Origin of the sequence: Acinetobacter sp. 809848 (assembly GCF_000581275.1) — a bacterium.
Taxonomy (GTDB): Bacteria; Pseudomonadota; Gammaproteobacteria; order Pseudomonadales; family Moraxellaceae; genus Acinetobacter; species Acinetobacter pittii.
In genome coordinates this window covers 1-18,313 of the sequence record NZ_JEXG01000003.1, presented here as the reverse complement: position 1 = coordinate 18,313, position 18,313 = coordinate 1, and the positions used below count along the sequence as shown (strand labels likewise).

Annotated in this window: 17 protein-coding genes and 1 tRNA gene; 10 read left to right on the top strand and 8 right to left on the bottom strand. The window is 41.0% G+C overall.

Going from position 1 to position 18,313, the window contains the following annotated elements; genetic code table 11:
- Window positions 1–6 precede the first annotated feature (6 nt).
- Window positions 7–1,371, top strand: a complete 1,365-nt coding sequence (locus J536_RS07275) for an MFS transporter (RefSeq protein WP_005078603.1) — start codon at window positions 7–9, stop codon at window positions 1,369–1,371.
- Between the two features lie 51 nt (window positions 1,372–1,422).
- Window positions 1,423–2,010, top strand: a complete 588-nt coding sequence (ssb, locus tag J536_RS07270) for a single-stranded DNA-binding protein (RefSeq protein ID WP_005804461.1) — start codon at window positions 1,423–1,425, stop codon at window positions 2,008–2,010.
- A gap of 41 nt (window positions 2,011–2,051) precedes the next feature.
- Here the strand turns inward: ssb and J536_RS07265 are convergent, their stop codons facing one another.
- Together J536_RS07265 and J536_RS07260 are read right to left on the bottom strand one after the other, a co-directional pair.
- Window positions 2,052–2,375 (bottom strand): AzlD domain-containing protein, encoded by a 324-nt coding sequence (locus J536_RS07265; RefSeq protein WP_002117414.1) that lies wholly within the window; start codon window positions 2,373–2,375, stop codon window positions 2,052–2,054.
- Window positions 2,372–3,067 carry an AzlC family ABC transporter permease gene (locus J536_RS07260; RefSeq protein WP_032062501.1) on the bottom strand — a complete coding sequence of 232 codons (696 nt, stop codon included), beginning with the start codon at window positions 3,065–3,067 and terminating at the stop codon, window positions 2,372–2,374. The genes J536_RS07265 and J536_RS07260 overlap by 4 nt, the downstream gene beginning before the upstream one ends.
- A gap of 68 nt (window positions 3,068–3,135) precedes the next feature.
- Between J536_RS07260 and J536_RS07255 the strand changes: the two genes are divergently transcribed.
- Both J536_RS07255 and J536_RS07250 read left to right on the top strand, forming a co-directional pair.
- Window positions 3,136–3,684, top strand: coding sequence for a helix-turn-helix domain-containing protein (locus tag J536_RS07255; RefSeq protein WP_002117406.1), 549 nt, complete (start codon window positions 3,136–3,138; stop codon window positions 3,682–3,684).
- Between the two features lie 305 nt (window positions 3,685–3,989).
- Window positions 3,990–5,432: an amino acid permease gene (locus J536_RS07250; RefSeq protein ID WP_032062500.1), complete on the top strand. Its 1,443-nt coding sequence runs from the start codon at window positions 3,990–3,992 to the stop codon at window positions 5,430–5,432.
- A gap of 64 nt (window positions 5,433–5,496) precedes the next feature.
- Here the strand turns inward: J536_RS07250 and J536_RS07245 are convergent, their stop codons facing one another.
- Window positions 5,497–6,996 carry a PLP-dependent aminotransferase family protein gene (locus tag J536_RS07245; RefSeq protein ID WP_032062499.1) on the bottom strand — a complete coding sequence of 500 codons (1,500 nt, stop codon included), beginning with the start codon at window positions 6,994–6,996 and terminating at the stop codon, window positions 5,497–5,499.
- A 156-nt stretch (window positions 6,997–7,152) separates the two neighbouring features.
- Here J536_RS07245 and gabT point away from each other — a divergent pair, with 156 nt between their 5' ends.
- Window positions 7,153–8,445, top strand: coding sequence for a 4-aminobutyrate--2-oxoglutarate transaminase (gabT, locus tag J536_RS07240; RefSeq protein ID WP_002117401.1), 1,293 nt, complete (start codon window positions 7,153–7,155; stop codon window positions 8,443–8,445).
- Complete coding sequence (locus J536_RS07235) at window positions 8,442–9,890, top strand: NAD-dependent succinate-semialdehyde dehydrogenase (protein WP_000615686.1); 1,449 nt, start codon at window positions 8,442–8,444, stop codon at window positions 9,888–9,890. Before gabT ends, J536_RS07235 begins: the two co-directional genes overlap by 4 nt.
- A gap of 105 nt (window positions 9,891–9,995) precedes the next feature.
- On the opposite strand, the gene J536_RS07230 is transcribed toward J536_RS07235, so the two are convergent.
- Complete coding sequence (locus J536_RS07230) at window positions 9,996–10,970, bottom strand: LysR substrate-binding domain-containing protein (protein ID WP_005066903.1); 975 nt, start codon at window positions 10,968–10,970, stop codon at window positions 9,996–9,998.
- Window positions 10,971–10,990: 20 nt separating this feature from the next.
- Window positions 10,991–11,617 carry an isochorismate family cysteine hydrolase YcaC gene (ycaC, locus tag J536_RS07225; RefSeq protein WP_002052204.1) on the bottom strand — a complete coding sequence of 209 codons (627 nt, stop codon included), beginning with the start codon at window positions 11,615–11,617 and terminating at the stop codon, window positions 10,991–10,993.
- Between the two features lie 277 nt (window positions 11,618–11,894).
- Between ycaC and J536_RS07220 the strand changes: the two genes are divergently transcribed.
- The 4 genes from J536_RS07220 (at window position 11,895) to J536_RS07205 (ending at window position 15,769) form a co-directional block, all read left to right on the top strand.
- Window positions 11,895–12,767, top strand: a complete 873-nt coding sequence (locus tag J536_RS07220; protein ID WP_032062497.1) for a pirin family protein — start codon at window positions 11,895–11,897, stop codon at window positions 12,765–12,767.
- A 440-nt stretch (window positions 12,768–13,207) separates the two neighbouring features.
- Window positions 13,208–14,506 carry an FAD-dependent oxidoreductase gene (locus J536_RS07215; RefSeq protein WP_050501297.1) on the top strand — a complete coding sequence of 433 codons (1,299 nt, stop codon included), beginning with the start codon at window positions 13,208–13,210 and terminating at the stop codon, window positions 14,504–14,506.
- 4 nt (window positions 14,507–14,510) lie between these two features.
- Window positions 14,511–15,338 carry an SAM-dependent methyltransferase gene (locus tag J536_RS07210; protein WP_032062495.1) on the top strand — a complete coding sequence of 276 codons (828 nt, stop codon included), beginning with the start codon at window positions 14,511–14,513 and terminating at the stop codon, window positions 15,336–15,338.
- A gap of 8 nt (window positions 15,339–15,346) precedes the next feature.
- Entirely contained in the window at window positions 15,347–15,769 is a 423-nt protein-coding gene (locus J536_RS07205; RefSeq protein WP_032062493.1) for a GFA family protein, read from the top strand.
- A 641-nt stretch (window positions 15,770–16,410) separates the two neighbouring features.
- On the opposite strand, the gene J536_RS07200 is transcribed toward J536_RS07205, so the two are convergent.
- From J536_RS07200 to J536_RS07190, 3 genes are all read right to left on the bottom strand, one after another.
- Window positions 16,411–16,486 (bottom strand) — tRNA-Thr (locus J536_RS07200).
- Window positions 16,487–16,584: 98 nt separating this feature from the next.
- Window positions 16,585–18,078 carry an anthranilate synthase component I gene (gene trpE / locus J536_RS07195; protein WP_005065784.1) on the bottom strand — a complete coding sequence of 498 codons (1,494 nt, stop codon included), beginning with the start codon at window positions 18,076–18,078 and terminating at the stop codon, window positions 16,585–16,587.
- A 108-nt stretch (window positions 18,079–18,186) separates the two neighbouring features.
- Window positions 18,187–18,313: HAD hydrolase-like protein (locus tag J536_RS07190; RefSeq protein WP_032062491.1), on the bottom strand; the 127-nt coding region annotated here is incomplete at its 5' end.

Sequence of the window (18,313 nt, the reverse complement as noted above, 5' to 3'; positions counted from 1 at the left end):
ATTGATATGATGAATGCTTTGGAACGTCGCTCAACTTTTGCCTTAAGTAGTATTTTTGCGCTACGCATGTTGGGCTTGTTCATGATTATTCCTGTCTTTTCTGTAGTTGGGCAGTCATATCAATATGCGACTCCAGCACTCATTGGTTTGGCTGTAGGTGTCTACGGCTTAAGTCAGGCGATTTTGCAAATTCCATTTAGCTTACTGGCTGACCGTTTTAGCCGTAAACCACTTGTGGTCTTTGGTCTATTACTGTTTGCGATTGGTGGTGCAATTGCGGGTTTATCTGACACGATTTATGGCGTAATTATTGGTCGTGCTATCGCTGGTGCTGGTGCAGTTTCAGCAGTCGTGATGGCGCTTTTAGCCGATGTGACACGTGAAGAGCAGCGTACTAAAGCCATGGCTGCAATGGGCATGAGTATTGGTCTGTCTTTCGTGGTCGCTTTTAGCCTTGGGCCTTGGCTCACAAGCCTTGTGGGCATTTCTGGTTTGTTCTTTGTGACAACCATTATGGGCTTGATTGCGATTGCGATGTTATTGCTTGTACCTAAAGTCACTCGTCATCATCGTAATTATCAGCAAGGCTACATGGCACAGCTTAAGCAAGTCATTCAAATGGGTGATTTAAACCGTTTGCACGTTTCGGTTTTTGCATTGCACTTATTACTTACTGCCATGTTTATTTATGTGCCTTCACAACTTATCGAGTTTGCACATATTCCTTTAGCAAGTCATGGTTTGGTGTATTTACCGCTATTAGTCATTAGCCTGTTCTTTGCATTTCCAAGCATCATCATCGCTGAAAAATATCGCAAAATGCGCGGGATTTTCTTAACAGCAATTACAGGCATTATCGCAGGTTTGCTGCTGCTCATATTTGGTTATCAATCCAAATATGTCTTGCTTGCTGGCCTAGGTATTTTCTTTATTGCATTTAATGTGATGGAGGCTTTATTGCCTTCTTGGCTGTCAAAATCTGCTCCAATCCAGTCAAAAGCAACGGCTATGGGCGTAAATGCCAGTAGTCAGTTTTTAGGCGCTTTTTTTGGTGGCACACTAGGTGGTCAATTATTGATGTTACATAATACTGCGATTGGATGGAGTGTCTTAGCAGGGATTGCTATAATATGGTTGCTAATTAGTTTTGGTTTAGCTCAGCCGCGGTATTTGTCATCGATTGTGTTGCCATTGCCGCAAGTGCAACAGGTGAATGAGTGGACCACACAGCTATTGGCAATTCGTGGTATCGAAGAAGTTGTGGTGATGCCTGACCAGCAAGTTGCTTATATTAAAGTCGATAAACAGTCTCTAGATGATGCTGCGCGACGTGATTTAACGCAGTTGTTCGGTAAAGAGGTAGCCATTTAAGCATAACTCTTATAAAGTAAAACATAGAAATGTATAGGATGAAGACAGCTAATGCGTGGTGTAAATAAGGTTATTTTGGTTGGTACTTTGGGTCGTGATCCTGAAACAAAAACTTTTCCAAATGGGGGCTCGTTGACCCAATTTTCAATCGCGACAAGTGAAGCTTGGACTGATAAAAATACCGGTGAACGTAAAGAACAAACAGAATGGCACCGTATTGTTTTGCATAACCGTTTAGGGGAAATTGCTCAGCAGTTCTTGCGTAAAGGTTCTAAGGTTTATATTGAAGGTTCATTACGTACACGTCAGTGGACAGACCAAAATGGCCAAGAGCGTTACACTACAGAAATCCGTGGCGACCAGATGCAAATGTTAGATGCTCGTCAACAAGGTGAACAAGGTTTCGCTGGTGGTAATGATTTTAATCAACCACGTTTTAACGCACCTCAACAAGGTGGTAATGGTTATCAAAACAATAACAACCAAGGTGGCGGCTACGGCCAAAACAGCGGTGGTTATGGTAGCCAAGGTGGTTTCGGTAATGGTGGAAGCAACCCTCAAGCGGGTGGTTTTGCGCCTAAAGCTCCGCAACAACCGGCTTCTGCACCAGCTGATTTAGACGACGATTTACCGTTCTAATCAAAGTTTCAAAAAAAGGCGAGTTTATCTCGCCTTTTTTATTACTCAATTCCAAGCAAACGTATAAGTGCCGTGCCGGCAGCTGCCAAGCAAATCACTAATAACAGCGGTACTTTTTTCCAAACCAAGAACAGTGCTAAGCCAACACCAAATATACGCGCGAACCCCGCAAAATGTTGACCTTCAAAAAATGTTGTCGTCACTGCAATCGCACAGAGCAAAACAGTCGCACCGTTTGAGAGTAAAACTTGGTACTTTTCAGAAAAAGAGAACTTGGCACCCAAGTGAAACCCAGCAAAGCGAATCCCATACGTTCCAAGTGCTAGTAAGCCTATACCTAAAATAATTAGTAATTGTTGACTCATTTCTTTCTACCAAATATTAAGCCAAAAAGTGAAATCAGAATTGGAAGTCCTGAGGCCAAAAAGGGCGTGGTGATCAGTGCTAAAGTTGATCCGGCAAATACAGCTTTTCGAGTGGATTTATTCTTTAAAGCATTAAAAGTAAGTGCAATTAAAATTGCTGGGAAAATGGCATCTAAGCCAAATGTTTTAGGGTCTGGAATAGCACTTCCAATGAAATACCCCGCCGTTACACCCAGTGGCCAACTGAGCATAATGCATATACCACATAACCAATAAGCAGCTTTTTTTGTTTCGAAATCGGGCTGTGCCATACCAAACAAAACGCTTTCATCGTTCATGATATGAGCCCCGAAATATCGAGAATATTTGCCACGGATTAGTTCATTGACCGCAATACCAAAAGGTAGATGTCTTAAATTGACGAGTAGTCCTGCAATCGCAGCTGCAATTGGGCTACCACCTACAGCCAAGAAACCAATAAAAATAAATTCAGCAGTTCCTGCGAGCACAAACACGGATAGACAAAGCGGGATCCAGAGCGCTAAGCCATAACTTGCAGCGAGTGAACCTAAAGACATACCAACGACACTTGTCGCTAGACATACAAAGAAAATCGAGCGGGTAGTGTCTTTACTAAGTTTTTTAATTAGAGAGTATGTGGACATAGCATGATATAACGAACGATTTTCCATTATAATGAATAAGTCTGATCGTTTTGTCAAAACGAACGATCGTTTTTTTTATAGAACGGATGTGGTGAATGTCTCAGCCAATTGAAATTATTGCCAAAGGTTTAACGCGTGAACGTCAAAGAGCAGGGCTTTCATTGGCAGAGGTTGCTCGTCGTGCAGGTGTTGCCAAATCTACACTTTCTCAATTAGAGGCAGGACAAGGTAACCCTAGCATTGAAACCTTATGGGCGCTTTGTGTTGCACTGAATATTCCATTTGCACGTTTGATGGAAGAACCGAGTAATCAGGTACAAGTGATTCGCTGTGGCGATGGGCCAACAGTGAGTTCTGAGATTGCCAACTACAAAGCAATTTTGTTAGCGACTTGTCCGCCACATGCGCGCCGAGATGTTTATTTACTAATTGTTGAACCAGGCGAAGATCGTCTTTCAGAACCACATCCAGTTGGCTCTGTGGAGCATATTATTGTGGTTGAAGGTAAAGCTTTAGTGGGCTTAATTGATGAAGCTGTTGAGCTTGGAGTTGGAGACTATATTTGTTATCCAGCTGATCAAAAACATATATTTAGAGCATTAGAAACTGGTACAAAAGCATTATTAATTTCTGAACAAAACTAAAGAAATTCAATCTGATTAAAATAAAAACTAAAAGCCATTTACCAGCATCCCCTACAAAAAGGGCCAATTTTGCGTATAAATTTTGCAATTGGCTCTCTCTTTTATTACAAAAATGGCTCTCGTTTCTTGAGTGCCGAAACGACAAATTAAAGCTATTGGAAGTATGCATACGGAAGCGCCGGATAAGCTCAGTGAATTTACTGTTTTAGGAATTGGGCAGAACGGCTAAATTTTTAGGGGATATTTTTTGGCTTCGGAGGATTTCCGAGACTAGCCGATATCCTCCATATATTAAGGAAAATGATATGGCAGCTCATCAAAATGGTTCTGAAGCCAATCACTCCCAAAGTTTAAAACATGGACTCAAATCACGCCACCTGACTATGATCTCTATTGCAGGTGTTATTGGTGGTTCTCTATTCGTGGGCTCAGGCAGTATTATTTACAATACCGGACCTGTAGTTTTCTTAACTTACGCTTTAGGTGGTCTACTCGTTTGGTTCATCATGCGTATGTTAGGCGAGATGGCCGTTTTAAACCCTGATAGTGGCTCTTTTTCAACTTATGCTGACCGTGCGATTGGCCGTTGGGCAGGTTTCTCAATTGGCTGGTTGTACTGGTGTACTCTGGCCATGCTCATGGGGTGGGAAGCCTATGTGGCAGGAAAAATTCTAAACAATTGGTTCCCGTTTATACCGATCTGGGTCTATATGGTCGTGGTGATTGGTGCATTGGTTGTTGTTAATTTACAAAACGTGAAAAACTATGGTGAATTTGAGTTTTGGTTCGCCCTCATCAAAGTCATTGCGATTGTTATTTTCCTTGTGATTGGTAGTTTAGCCATCATGCACTTGTGGCCTTGGGGTAATCCGGCTGCTTCTGGTATGAGTAATTTAACCTCTCAAGGCTTTATGCCAAATGGCGGCTCATCCGTTATTACAGCCTTGCTTGGGGTCATGTTTGCCTACATTGGTGCTGAAATTGTTACGGTAGCGGCAGCAGAGTCGGCAAATCCATCGAAAGAAATTCGTAAAGCATCGAACTCGGTGGTTTGGCGAATTATTTTATTCTATGTAGGCTCTATGTTTGTTGCAGTATGTTTGATTCCTCACAACAATGAACTTTTGAAAGATTCAACTTGGGGAACCTATAGCGTGACTCTGTCTGCACTTGGTATTCCAGGGGCGCGCCATATCGTAAACTTTGTGGTTCTAACCTCAGTATGTAGTTGCTTTAACTCAGCTCTTTATACGTGTTCACGTATGTTGTTCTCTTTGGCTAAACGTGGTGATGCACCGAAAAGTTTTGGTTCTGTAAACAGTAAAAGCAGTCCATGGGTAGGCGTGATTGTGTCATGCTTCTTCTCTGTGATTGCGGTAGTTTTAACTGCAACCGAGAGTATGAATGTTTATGACTTTTTCATGTTAACAACAGGCGCGGCAACACTGTATGTTTACCTGACTATTGCTTATTCTCAGCTTCGTATGCGTAAAAAGTTAGAAGCTGAAGGCGTGAAAATTGACTTTAAAATGTGGATGTTCCCTTATCTAACTTACGTGGTGATTTTTGCAATTATTGGTGCAATTCTTACCATGTTGATTGAAGGCACCTATTTTAAAGAAGTGATTTACACCACAGCTCTGTTCGGCATTATTGTGTTCTTCGGATTGTTGTCTGAAAAACTGGGTTGGGGTAAAGAGCGTAGAGCGACTCATTTAACTCATAGCCATGAAGAAAAGTTAGTTTAAATTTTTTAAATAAAAAAGAGCCTTACAAACAGGCTCTTTTTTTATTTGTCTTATAAGAAAACAGTTAATTCAATGTGGGTACACCTGCTTCACGTAAGCATTGAAGCAAGACACCAAAAGCCATCACCATATCTTTTTCATTTACACAGGCAAAGCCCATGAGCAGTCCACGTTCGGCATGTGCATGCGACTGCATGTAATACTGCGAAAGAGGACGAACTTTGACACCACGTTCAAGTGCTGTGGCTGCAATGGCGACATCATCGCAAGAGTTTGGTAGTTTTAAAACTAGATGTAATCCTGCCGCTTCATCATATTCATGAATAAATTCGGGACCAAGATAACGTTGAATTAAGCTCACCAAGTAGTCGCGGCGCTTGCCATAAAGTAGACGCATACGGCGAATATGCGCTTCATAATGGCCTTCACGAATAAATTCAGCTAGGGCTTTTTGCTCAAGCAAGTGCCCACCACGATACAGCTCGGCTGCCACAATGCGTAATGGGGAAAATAACGGCTTAGGCACCACTAGATAGCCAATTCTTAAGGATGGATAAATGGTTTTACTAAACGTGCCCATGTACAGCACAGGGGCATCATTTTCTAGGCCTTGTAAAGACGGGTAAGGCTGGCCCGAGAAACGGAACTCACTGTCATAATCATCTTCGACAATCCAGCTATTGTGCTGACGGGCAATCTCAATCAGTTTACGTCGGCGGTTTAGGCTTAAGTGAGAGCCAAGCGGATATTGGTGTGAAGGCGTGACAAAAATGAGTTTAGGAGGCTTGGCCGGATTTTCCTCAGGAATAATGCCTTCGGCATCGACAGGCATCGGCTGAATATCGAGACCATTAATACGCAATGTATTACGCATTCCCCAATAAGCAGGATCTTCAATCCAGATTTTGTCTCCCATATCACTGAGCGCACGCGAGACTAAATCAATAGCTTGGTGAATGCCTTCGGTAATAATAATCTGGTCTGCATCGCACTGGACTGAACGTGCAACACGCAAGTAATCTGCCAATGCACTTCGAAGCTCAATACATCCACCTGCATTGCTATAAATCAGGCGATTAATATCGGGTTCGCGGCTTAAGCGTGCTTGAATACGACTAAAAATATGATGTGGGAACTCAGTCACATCGGGTGCTCCCGGCACAAAAGCGCCCCATTGGTGTGGCGACGCTGCTGCATAGCCCAATAAGTTGGAACCACGCTGCGATAGCTCATAAGAGCTTTGAACTTTCGGACTTGAAACCGCTTTTTTCTTATTTTGTGTATTTAAAAAACTCTCTGGTAACTTTTCGGCAACCCATGTGCCGTGTCCCGTACGGGCTTCTAAGTAGCCTTCAGCTTGTAGCTGTTCATAGGCACTAAGCACCGTATTTCTTGAAACATGAATTTCACTGGCTAAGTCGCGTGACGCAGGTAGACGAGTCTTGGGCTGGATGACTCCATCAATAATCGCACCACGCAGGCAACGGAAAAGGCGTTGATGTAGTTTCCCTTCAGTGTCCTGTTGGAGTCGTTGCAGCAAATGATCTCCAAGTAAACTACGCAATTGGCTCTCTCCTACAGTTAAAAAGTGGCTCTCGTCAGTTGGCATCAGACGAGCGAAATTACATGCATAGGCAGTCGTTGTAAAGCACCCTGAAAATTAAGCACAGGATGCAAGAAACCAAAGCTGCAACTGATGATGAAAATATGAGGGAATCAAATGGATAATCAACATTCTGCACTTAACGCACGTAAACAGCAAGCAACTCCACGTGGTGTAGGCGTGATGTGTCAGTGGTATGCGGAAAAAGCTGAAAATGCCACGCTTTGGGACAAGGAAGGCAACCAATTTATCGACTTTGCTGGTGGTATCGCGGTTTTAAATACAGGCCATCGCCACCCTAAAGTGATTGCAGCAGTAACTGAGCAACTTACTAAATTTACTCACACTGCCTATCAAGTAACACCATATGAAAGCTATGTCGCTTTAGCTGAGCGTATTAATGAACGCGCGCCAATTGCGGGTCCTGCGAAGTCAGCTTTTTTCACAACTGGTGCAGAAGCAGTTGAAAATGCAGTGAAGATTGCTCGTTCTTATACAGGTCGTCACGGCATTATCACTTTTGGTAACGGTTTCCACGGTCGTTCATTTATGACGATGGCAATGACAGGTAAAACGGCTCCTTACAAACGTGATTTCGGCGTAATGCCAGCGGGTGTGTTCCACGCGCGTTACCCAGTGCCTGCTAAAGGTATTTCAGTAGACGCGGCAATTGAAAGCGTTGAAGATATTTTCAGTGAAGATATTGCACCACATGATGTTGCGGCAATCGTACTTGAGCCAGTACAAGGTGAAGGTGGTTTTAATGTTGTGCCAGCTGAGTTCTTAAAACGTTTACGTTCAATTTGCGACAAGCACGGTATTTTATTGGTTGCTGACGAAGTGCAATCAGGTTTTGCCCGTACTGGTAAATTGTTCGCAATGAACTATTACGAGACTAAAGCAGATCTCATCACGATGGCGAAAAGCTTGGGCGGTGGCTTCCCTATTTCAGGTGTTGTTGGTCGTGCAGAAGTAATGGATGCGCCTAACCCAGGTGGATTAGGTGGTACTTACGCAGGTAGCCCGATTGCAGTTGCTGCTGCGCACGCGGTTATTGATGCGATTGAAGAAGAAAACCTATGCGACCGTGCAAATGAATTAGGTGCAGAGTTAGTCGCTACCCTTAAAGATATTCAACAAGCAACAGGCGACGTCGTAACTGATATTCGTGCATTAGGTTCAATGGTTGCAGTAGAGCTTGAAACAGCTGAACAAGCAAAAGTTGTACAAAACTATGCAATGGAAAACGGGTTGTTACTTCTTACTTGTGGTAAATACGGTAATGTAATTCGTTTCTTATATCCATTAACCATTCCTGCTGAACAATTCCGTCAAGGCCTTGATATCTTGAAACAAGGTTTTGCAACTCTAAAAGCAGGTAGTGCAAAAGCAATGGAGCAATCTGCATGATTCAAAATAATTTGCAGTATTTATTAAAACATCCTGATATTTCATTAGAAGCACCTGCATCAAATGACTATATCGAAGTTAATGATGCTGCTACAGGTGAAACTTTGGCATGGGTAAAAACCTATGACCGTGCAGGAGTTGAAGCCGCAATTAACCGTTCAGCAAAAGCGCAGGCTGCTTGGAAAAAGCAAACTGCCTTGGCTCGTGCTGATGTGCTATTGGCATGGTACAACCTCATGCTTGAGCACAAAGAAAATCTGGCTCAAATCTTAACAGCTGAGCAAGGTAAGCCATTAGCAGAAGCACGTGGTGAAATTGGTTATGCAGCATCTTTTATACGATGGTTTGCCGAGCAAGCTCGCCGTATTGATGGTGAAGTGTTGACGCCAACCTTGCCAAACCAACGTCTGCTCGTGATTAAACAAGCGATTGGAGTTACTGCTGCCATTACGCCGTGGAACTTCCCTGCTGCCATGATTACGCGTAAAGCAGGTCCAGCCATTGCTGCGGGTTGTTCAATGTTGGTTAAACCAGCAGAACAAACGCCGTTAACCGCCTATGCACTTGAAGTATTGGCTTTACAGGCAGGTTTACCAGCTGATGTTTTAATTAACATTAGTGGTGATGCGGTTGAAGTGGGTAAAACACTATGTGAAAGCGATATTGTTCGTAAGTTAAGCTTCACAGGTTCAACTCAAGTTGGCCGTATCTTGATGCAACAATGTGCGCCAACCATTAAAAAGCTTTCACTTGAACTCGGTGGTAATGCACCAGTTGTGGTATTTGATGATGCTAACCTTGAGCAAGCAGTTCAGGGCATTATGGCAAGTAAATATCGCAATAGCGGTCAAACCTGTGTATGTGCTAACCGTATTTATGTTCAAGACGGTATTTACGATGCATTGGCAGAGCGTTTGGTTGAAGCTGTGTCTAAGCTTAAAGTTGGCGATGGCCGTCAAGAAGGTTCAACTCAAGGGCCTTTAATCGATGAAGACGCGATTGCAAAAGTTCAGTCTCATATTGCAGATGCAACTGAGAAAGGCGCAACAGTTCGTATTGGTGGTCAACGCTCGGCACTGGGCGGTACATTCTTTGAGCCAACAGTTTTAACTGGCGTAACACAAGACATGAAAGTATCTAAAGAAGAAACTTTTGGTCCGCTTGCACCACTATTCCGCTTTAAAACCGAAGATGAAGCAGTGGCAATGGCGAACGATACCGAGTTCGGTTTAGCTGCTTATTTGTTTACGCAAAGCACAGCTCGTCAATGGCGAGTGGGTGAGGCTCTTGAGTACGGTATGGTCGGCATTAACACGGGCGCGATTTCAAACGAAGTTGCTCCGTTTGGTGGCGTAAAACAGTCAGGTCTAGGTCGTGAAGGTTCAAAATTCGGCATCGAAGAATATGTCGAAATGAAATACCTCTGCGTAGACTTATCTGAGTAAGGAATAAAGCGAGTTCGTTTTGTTCTGAACGAAAACATACAGTTATGCTGTATGTGATGTTTCACAAAAAAACCGGTCATGCCCATTCATGACCGGTTTTTTATTTTAAGTCGATAGATAGCCATCACGACTTTCAGGCAAACGCCTGAGTTCATCAATCAGCGTTTCAATTAGTTTTTCAACCACAAGACGTTGGCCTTTTCTCGAAACATAAACCAATTGCAGCGTACCAATATTCGACTTCCAGTCAGGAAGAATATGGATAAGCGTACCTTTACGAATTTCAGATTCGACGGTTAAAAAAGGAAGGTCGGCAATGCCTAAACCATCCATTACAGCATAGTAAACACCTGCCAAATCATTACTTTTTATTCGTGGTTGATAAGGCACATCAACCGATTCACCATTACGAATATTGCATAAATGCCAAATAGGATTTTGTTTTTGAGTACCTAAGCTAATACTCGGAAAGTCCTGTAATTCAGAATAATGTTCAATGATGCGACCTTGAAGTAATTCAGGCGAAGCCACCAGACAATGATCGGTTTTAATCACATCACGAACAATTAAATTTGAATCTTCATTGGGTTCAAAATTGGTACGAATCGCGAGGTCGATGTCATCATGCAAGATATCTACTCGACGGCTGGTTAGCTCGAGTGCTATTTCAACTTTGGGGTAGGTTTTTAAAAACTGATTTAAAATTTTTCTAATTTGAAAATGCATCATCAGAGGTGGGCAACTTACTTTTACTAGACCTTGAGGCTCACTTTTTTGCTTTAATAACACGTTTTCTGCACATTCAACTTGAGTAATAACTTTGCAGCATTCCTCATAAAACTCTTGGCCTAAATCGGTCACTTTAAAATGGCGTGTTGTTCTTTGAATCAGGCTGACATTAAATTTATTTTCAAGGTCAATAATGCGTCGGCTGAGCTTAGATTTACTAATATTTTCAGCATCACTGGCCGCACTAAAGCCGCCGTGTTTTACGACCAAATAGAAATAATAAAAATCATCAAAAGAGCTTATCAATGTCCGATCAATCCATTTAAATTTAAGATTAGAGCGCTTAAGCACTCTAATCTTGGCAATAGAACTTATTTTTGTGAGGTATTAAAGCTATAGCTTGTCATCAGGTTGCGGTAATCAGGGATATGATTTGAGAACAATGCACCTAGACCTTCCACATCATTACGCCAGTCGCGGTGTAACTCACACGCCATACCAAACCACGTCATAAGCTGAGCACCTGCTTTTGACATACGGTCCCAAGCAGCATCACGTGTTAATTCATTGAAAGTACCAGAAGCATCGGTAATCACAAACACTTCAAAGCCTTCAGCGAGTGCAGATAAAGCTGGGAATGCCACACAAACCTCAGTCACTACCCCTGCAATAATCAGTTGTTTTTTACCTGTCGCTTTGACAGCTTTTACGAAGTCTTCATTGTCCCATGCATTGATTTGACCAGGACGTGGAATAAATGGTGCATCTGGGAAAAGTTCTTTTAATTCTGGAACTAAAGGACCATTTGGACCATTTTCAAAACTAGTCGTAAGAATAGTGGGTAAATTAAAATATTTAGCAGCATCTGCAAGTGCTAATACATTGTTTTTAAATTTATCTGGATCGATATCTCGAACTAAAGAAAGTAAACCTGCTTGATGGTCAACCAAAAGAACCGCAGCATTATCCTTGTCTAAACGCACGTAATCTTGAGCCATTTTTTATGTCCTCGTGTTATCAAAATAAATAATCAAAAATTATTGAGTAGGTCGTTATTGCCTAAAATTATGCTAGTTGAGTTTTATGTCGTGATTAAGTCTAAAAAATAGGATTAAGAATTTTAAAAATAGGACGATCTTAAAAAGAGTACATTAAATTCTTAGATTGTCTCATAGATGAAATAATGTGTTGCTAATCCTGATCTATAAACTGCAATTATTGAGGCGTAAAATCAATACCAGTTCAAGAAAATCCTACATATATAGGAGAGATCAGATGAAGAAATTTCTTGGTGCATATCAAAATAACCACATGCATTGGGTGGGTGATGGTTTCCCTGTATATAACCTATTCTCTTATGACCGTTTAGGCCAAACCTTAAGCCCATTTTTGCTACTCGATTATGCAGCGCCTTATACATTCTCGCCAACGACTGAACAGCAAGGCGTAGGTTCGCATCCTCATCGTGGCTTTGAAACAGTGACCATCGCCTACCAAGGTGAGGTGACCCATAAAGACTCAAGTGGCGGCGGCGGAACCATTAAAACTGGTGATGTACAGTGGATGACTGCGGGTGCAGGCGTGTTGCATGAAGAGTTCCATTCTCCTGAATTTGCTGAGCATGGTGGTCTTTTTGAAATGGTGCAATTGTGGGTAAATTTACCTGCTCATTCAAAAATGACGCCTGGAAAATACCAAGCGATTGAAGCTAAAGATATTCCAGACATTACACTAGACGAAGAAGGTAGTCATTTGCGGGTTATTGCAGGTGAATATGCAGATGCAAAAGGTGCTGCAACTACATTTAGTCCATTAAATGTATGGGATGGTAAATTGGTTAAAGGCCAAAAACATACCCTCTATGTACCTGAAGGTCACACCACGCTTGTTGTGATATTAGATGGTGCGGTTGTGGTTAATGATGCAAATCGTCTTGAAGGTAAAACCGTTGCGATTTTGTCTCGTGAGGGTGTTGAGTTTAGTTTAAATGCAGAAGAAGACACTAAATTTTTAGTGTTGACTGGTCAACCACTCAATGAACCAATCGAAGGTTATGGTCCATTCGTCATGAATACCAAAGCTGAGATTATGGAAGCGATTAATGATTTTAATCGTGGAAAATTCGGTTCAATCATGCAAGAAGCATAAATTGCCGAATTGCGTTTGATTAAGCTCTAAAAGCAAAGTAATAAAAAGCCCGCTATCAAGTGTGAATAGCGGGCTTTTTCGCTGTAAAGGTTCTATTTTTATGATGGTTTGCATTGTTGTTTCGGCATTGTTTTGTGTGATTGGCTTCTCATTATTATGAGTTAATAATATATTAAAAAAAGATACTTGTAAAACAAATGATATAAATATAGTTAAATTATCTTATTTTATTTAAAAGATTTTTTTTAAATTTTTAAAAAATATAAGGTCTTATATGGTTCTCGGGTTTTGTAAAAAAATATAAAAAATGAGACGAGTGAGCAGTTAAATATTTTCTATATAAATTGATGCAAAAAATAAAAATCTGGTAGTTTTTAATACGGTGTTTTTTGGGGGTATGAGTGATAATCAAAAAAATTCTCGAAAAATGGGACATCATTTTGAATATCGCAATTATTGGCAGTGGAATGGCAGGGCTTGCGGCAGCAAGAATTCTGAAAGATGCAGGGCATACGATCACGATATTTGAAGCACTTCCTGGCCGGGGAATGGATAGCCATAGCATTGAGTTCGATGGTGGAATTATTGATGCACCGCTACGTGTGATGAATCCGCACCTGTGGAAAAATACGCTCAGCCTTGCTGCTCATTTAGGTATTAAGACCTTCCCGGTTCGTACTTATATGTCATGTAGCTGGTTATTCGAAGATCGTACGGAAACATGGTTAACGACATCTCGTAGCCGTATTGGTAATTTCCCGATTATTAATAACCGTAAAGGCATCCAGCAATATGGCTGGCGTCTTGTGAAAGGGATGTTGCAACTAAAAACTGCGATTCACCAGTTTTTCAAATCTAAAAATCAAGATATTACCCTCGCTGAATTTATTAATCAGAACGATATTGAAGAAGTATTCTGGCACGGTGTGGTTATGCCAGTGCTCTATACAATTTGTACGTGTAATCCAAAAACAATTGGCGATTGGCCTGCAAAAAACTTACTTGAGTTTTTACGTCACTTAACTGATGGCGACATGTTATTGCGCATGAAAGGTGGCACACCTGCATTTGTAGATAGCTTAATTAAAGGCATCGATATCCATAGCGGATCAGCAATTAAAAAAGTTGAATTACAAGGCGAAAAAGTACTAGTTGAAAACAGCCAAGGTGAACAGAACTTATTTGATCGAGTAATTGTTGCAACGCCAACATCTAAAATCGATGAGTTTTTAAATCCTGAACAGTTTGCAGAAGATATGAACCTGCTTAAGCAATTCCGCTTTGAGCAAGGTGATCTTGTCATTCATACCGATGCGACCGTTATGCCACCACGCCGTAAGGACTGGTCAGTGCTGAGCTATATGATGGACCGTAAGTTTACGCGTCAGCAATTTACAGTTTGGATGAATGCGGTTGAGCCAACACTCGTGGGTAAAAATCCTGTATTTCAAACTTGGCGTCCAGTGGTTGATATTGACCCTAAAAAAGTTATTTCAAAAGTGACTTTAACGCGTGCGGTTGTAGACTCACAAACGGTTGCTTTAAACAAAGAATTGCAACAACGTCATTTAGACCCAAGCCGTAAAGTATTCTACTGTGGTTCATGGTCGTGTGATGGCTTGCCAATTTTAGAGTCAGCAGTTACTTCTGCCATGCATATTGCTGAAATTTTAGGTGCACCTTTACCATTTGTAGGCTTAAAACCTAAGGTGGAAGTTGCCCCAGAACTCGGCTACTAAAATTGTGAAAACAAAAGTTCGAGTAGCTCTCTCTCGATTCATTCCCCATAAATATGCAATTGATGCATCAAGCTTAGGGGATGATGAAGAACTTGCTTGGACAAATTTGGGTTTTTGGAAAAATACCCAAAACTACCGTGAAGCTTGTCGCCAATTGGCTGACCATTTGGCACAAGCTATCAATTTAAATTCAAAAGATCATCTCTTAGATTTAGGCTGCGGACAGGGTGCAAGTTTGTTGCACTGGTTACAGCATTATCAGCCTAAAAGCCTCAGTGCAGTTGAATTGCAAACCCAATGTGTTCATAAAATTCAAAAGCTTATTCCCGAAATAAGCCAGATTTTCTGTGGTTCATTTTTAAATTTAAAACAATTTGAATTTAAACAATACTTCGATGTGGTGATGTGTATTGATGCGGCTTATCACAGTCATTTAAATTCATTTCTAGATTCCATCGCTCCAGTTTTGAATTCAAAAGGACGATTAGGTTTTCACTACCTAATGCGTGCCGATTCATGTCAAAACATGACCATTTTACAAGAACAAAAGCATCGTTATTTACTCAAAGCAGCAAATGTCGCTTGGGATGCTGTGCCAAATGAAAAAATGCTCAGAGCTACCTTGAAACAACAAGGTTTTGTCGATATTCAAATTGAAGATTTATCTGAGCAAGTATTACTCGGTTTTTCGAAATATATTCAAAATCAACAAGGACAAAAGCAAAGCCGAGGATTGGCAAATTTTAAAATTCAAATGACTGCAAAGTTATGCCAACAACTCTACCAAAATGGATATGTACGTTATATTCAAATCACAGCAATAAAAAAATAGGATGAGCCATGTCAGCCAAATATCAAGGATCGTGTTTATGTGGAGCTGTGAGCTACCAAAGTGAAGCAGAGCCACGTTATAGCTTTAATTGCCATTGCCGAGATTGCCAAAAGGCCACAGGTTCAGCATATGCACCAATCGCTTTTTTTCACCAGTCTGAATTAAAAGTGAATGGTGAGCTGACATATTTTGAGACTTTGGGATCTTCTGGCCGACCTATTAAAAGAGCGTTTTGCCCGACTTGTGGTTCTCAGCTTTTTGGCTTACCTGAAATTGCGCCTGAAATGATTTCAATACGTGCAGGTACGCTTGATGACCCGAGTCTCTATCAACCTAGAGCAGAGGTGTTTGTGAGCCAAGCCTATGCATGGGATACACTGAACCCAAACCTTAAACACTTTGAAAAAATGATAGAAAAGAGCAAGAAATAAGGCTTAATTAAAGAAGCCAAATATTGCCAAAGCACAGATTAAAGTAAGACTGCCAAGAGCTAAAAATAATATGGTTTTTCTATATTTTAGCTGCGGCATTTTACTTACAATGAAAATAAGGCATGCGAGTATGAGCGCTAAGGGCTGAAAAATATTTGATGGCAAAGTAAACATCTCGTTCCTTGTTGTTTTTAAATTTATTTTAGAAATAAAGTAATAAACTCATTATATCGTTTTCTTATTTAATTGACGAACAGAACTTGTTTATAAATTCATATTTTTATTTCCATGATAGATAAATCAAGTTTTAAATTTAAAAGAATCATGTACGCTTTTTCTTACATAAATTCGGGAAATTGGCGTCTTTTTATAATCTCAAGAATTGCCTATGATGAATTCATCAGGAACAGGAAGTTCCGAAACGTAAAACAACAATAATAAGTTTAAGCATCAGGACGTGAGGTATTACAGGAAGTGTACCTAGTAACGAAATACGAAAAAAGCCCAACAGGATGTTGGGCTTTTTTCATTTCTTATTAACGAATTTCTTTGCCACCTAAGACAATAGAGTCACAAGGTAGATTGTAAAATCTACAGACAACAAAAAACCCCATAAATCAAATATTCATGAGGTTTAATGATGGTGCCGGCACACGGATTCGAACTGTGGACCTACTGATTACAAGTCAGTTGCTCTACCAACTGAGCTATGCCGGCTCTTCTTAGTGTTTCGTACGTTTCGTATCGGAACGGTGTGCAGTTTAGCAAAACTTCCAAACGATGCAAGCGGTTTTTTAAAAAAAACCGCTAAAAACTCATAAAATCAATCCGTTTGATGATAATTCAACCGCTTTGATCACTGCGCGAGCTTTTATTTGCGTTTCATTCCATTCAGATTCAGGATTTGAGTCTGCAACTAGGCCTGCTCCAGCCTGCACATAGACCTTTTTATCTCGAATAACACAAGTACGGATTGCAATCGACATATCCATTTCGCCGTGCCATCCTAAATATCCCACTGCCCCACCAAACACACCTCTTTTCACAGGCTCAACTTCATCAATAATTTCCATTGCACGAATTTTTGGTGCACCCGATAAAGTACCTGCTGGGAAAGTTGCTTTAAATACATCTAGCGCATCGATATCGTCACGAACTTCGCCTTGCACATTTGAGACAATGTGCATGACATGTGAATAGCGTTCAATCACCATTTGATCCGTTACTTGGACCTTCCCAATTTTCGAAACTCGCCCAACATCATTTCGACCAAGATCAATCAACATTAAATGCTCTGCGATTTCTTTTTCATCAGAAAGCAAATCTTTTTCTAGCGCAATATCTTCTTCTTTAGTTTTTCCACGAGGTCTGGTACCTGCAAGCGGACGTACTGTCGCAATACCATTTTCGAGGCGAGAAAGAATTTCTGGCGATGACCCTACAATATGGAATGGCTTTTTATCAGTAATCGTTTGCCCTTGTACCAAGAATAAATAAGGCGATGGATTCAAATGACGTAAAGCACGATAAACCTGTAAAGCCTCTCCATCAAAATCAGAAACCATACGCTGCCCCGGAACAACCTGCATCACATCACCAGCACGTATATATTCTTTAACTTTTTCGACTGTCTCTAAGAATTTCGCTTTACCAGTAATTGATTCAAAATGTGGAGGTGTATGCGGCTTAGCTTGCAAACTAACTGGAGTAGCTAACAACTGCTCTAATTGATCTAATTTTTGCTGAGCGTCTTCATAAGCATTGCTCTGCTCTATATCCGCATGAACAATTAAAAATAAAGTATCTTTAAGGTTATCAAAGATAATGACTGTCTTTGATAGCATTAACCATAAATCCGGCAATGTAATTGGGTCAGCTGTAGGAACATTCTTTAAACGTGGCTCGATATAACGGACTGCGTCGTAGCCTAAATAACCTACTAATCCGCCCGTAAAACTCGGTAAGTTTGGCAAGAGCTCAGCAGATGGCACTTTAAATTGCTTCTGAAATTCACGAATATACTGAAATGGGTCTTGGCAATCTTGTTGTGTAATTGAGCCATCAGCATGTTGTATAGACAGAACACCTGCATTACATGAGAAAACCGTCGACTCACCTAAACCAATCATAGAATAGCGCGCCCAATTTTCGCCACCTTCGACTGACTCAAATAAATAAGCTTGCGTGTGGTCTTTAAAACGAGCGAAAACAGATAAAGGGGTTTCTGTATCTGCTAAGCGTTGGCGATAAACTGGAATCGTGTTGTAACCAGCAGCCTTGAGTTGCTCAAATTGCGCTAATGTTGTCATGAATTTTCTCTAATATGGTTTCGATTTAAAAGTGTGTTTTTCTAGATTCGGTTTAGACACGCCATCGAAAAACCATACGCTTATTCATTCTGATCTCCATTTCATTCATTAGATAATTAACTCAGCAAGACTATCAACAACTTGTTGAGGTTGGCAATCATAGATATTTTCTCCATGATTATAGCCATAGCTAACCACAATACAATCAATTCCAGCACGACGCGCAGCCTCAATA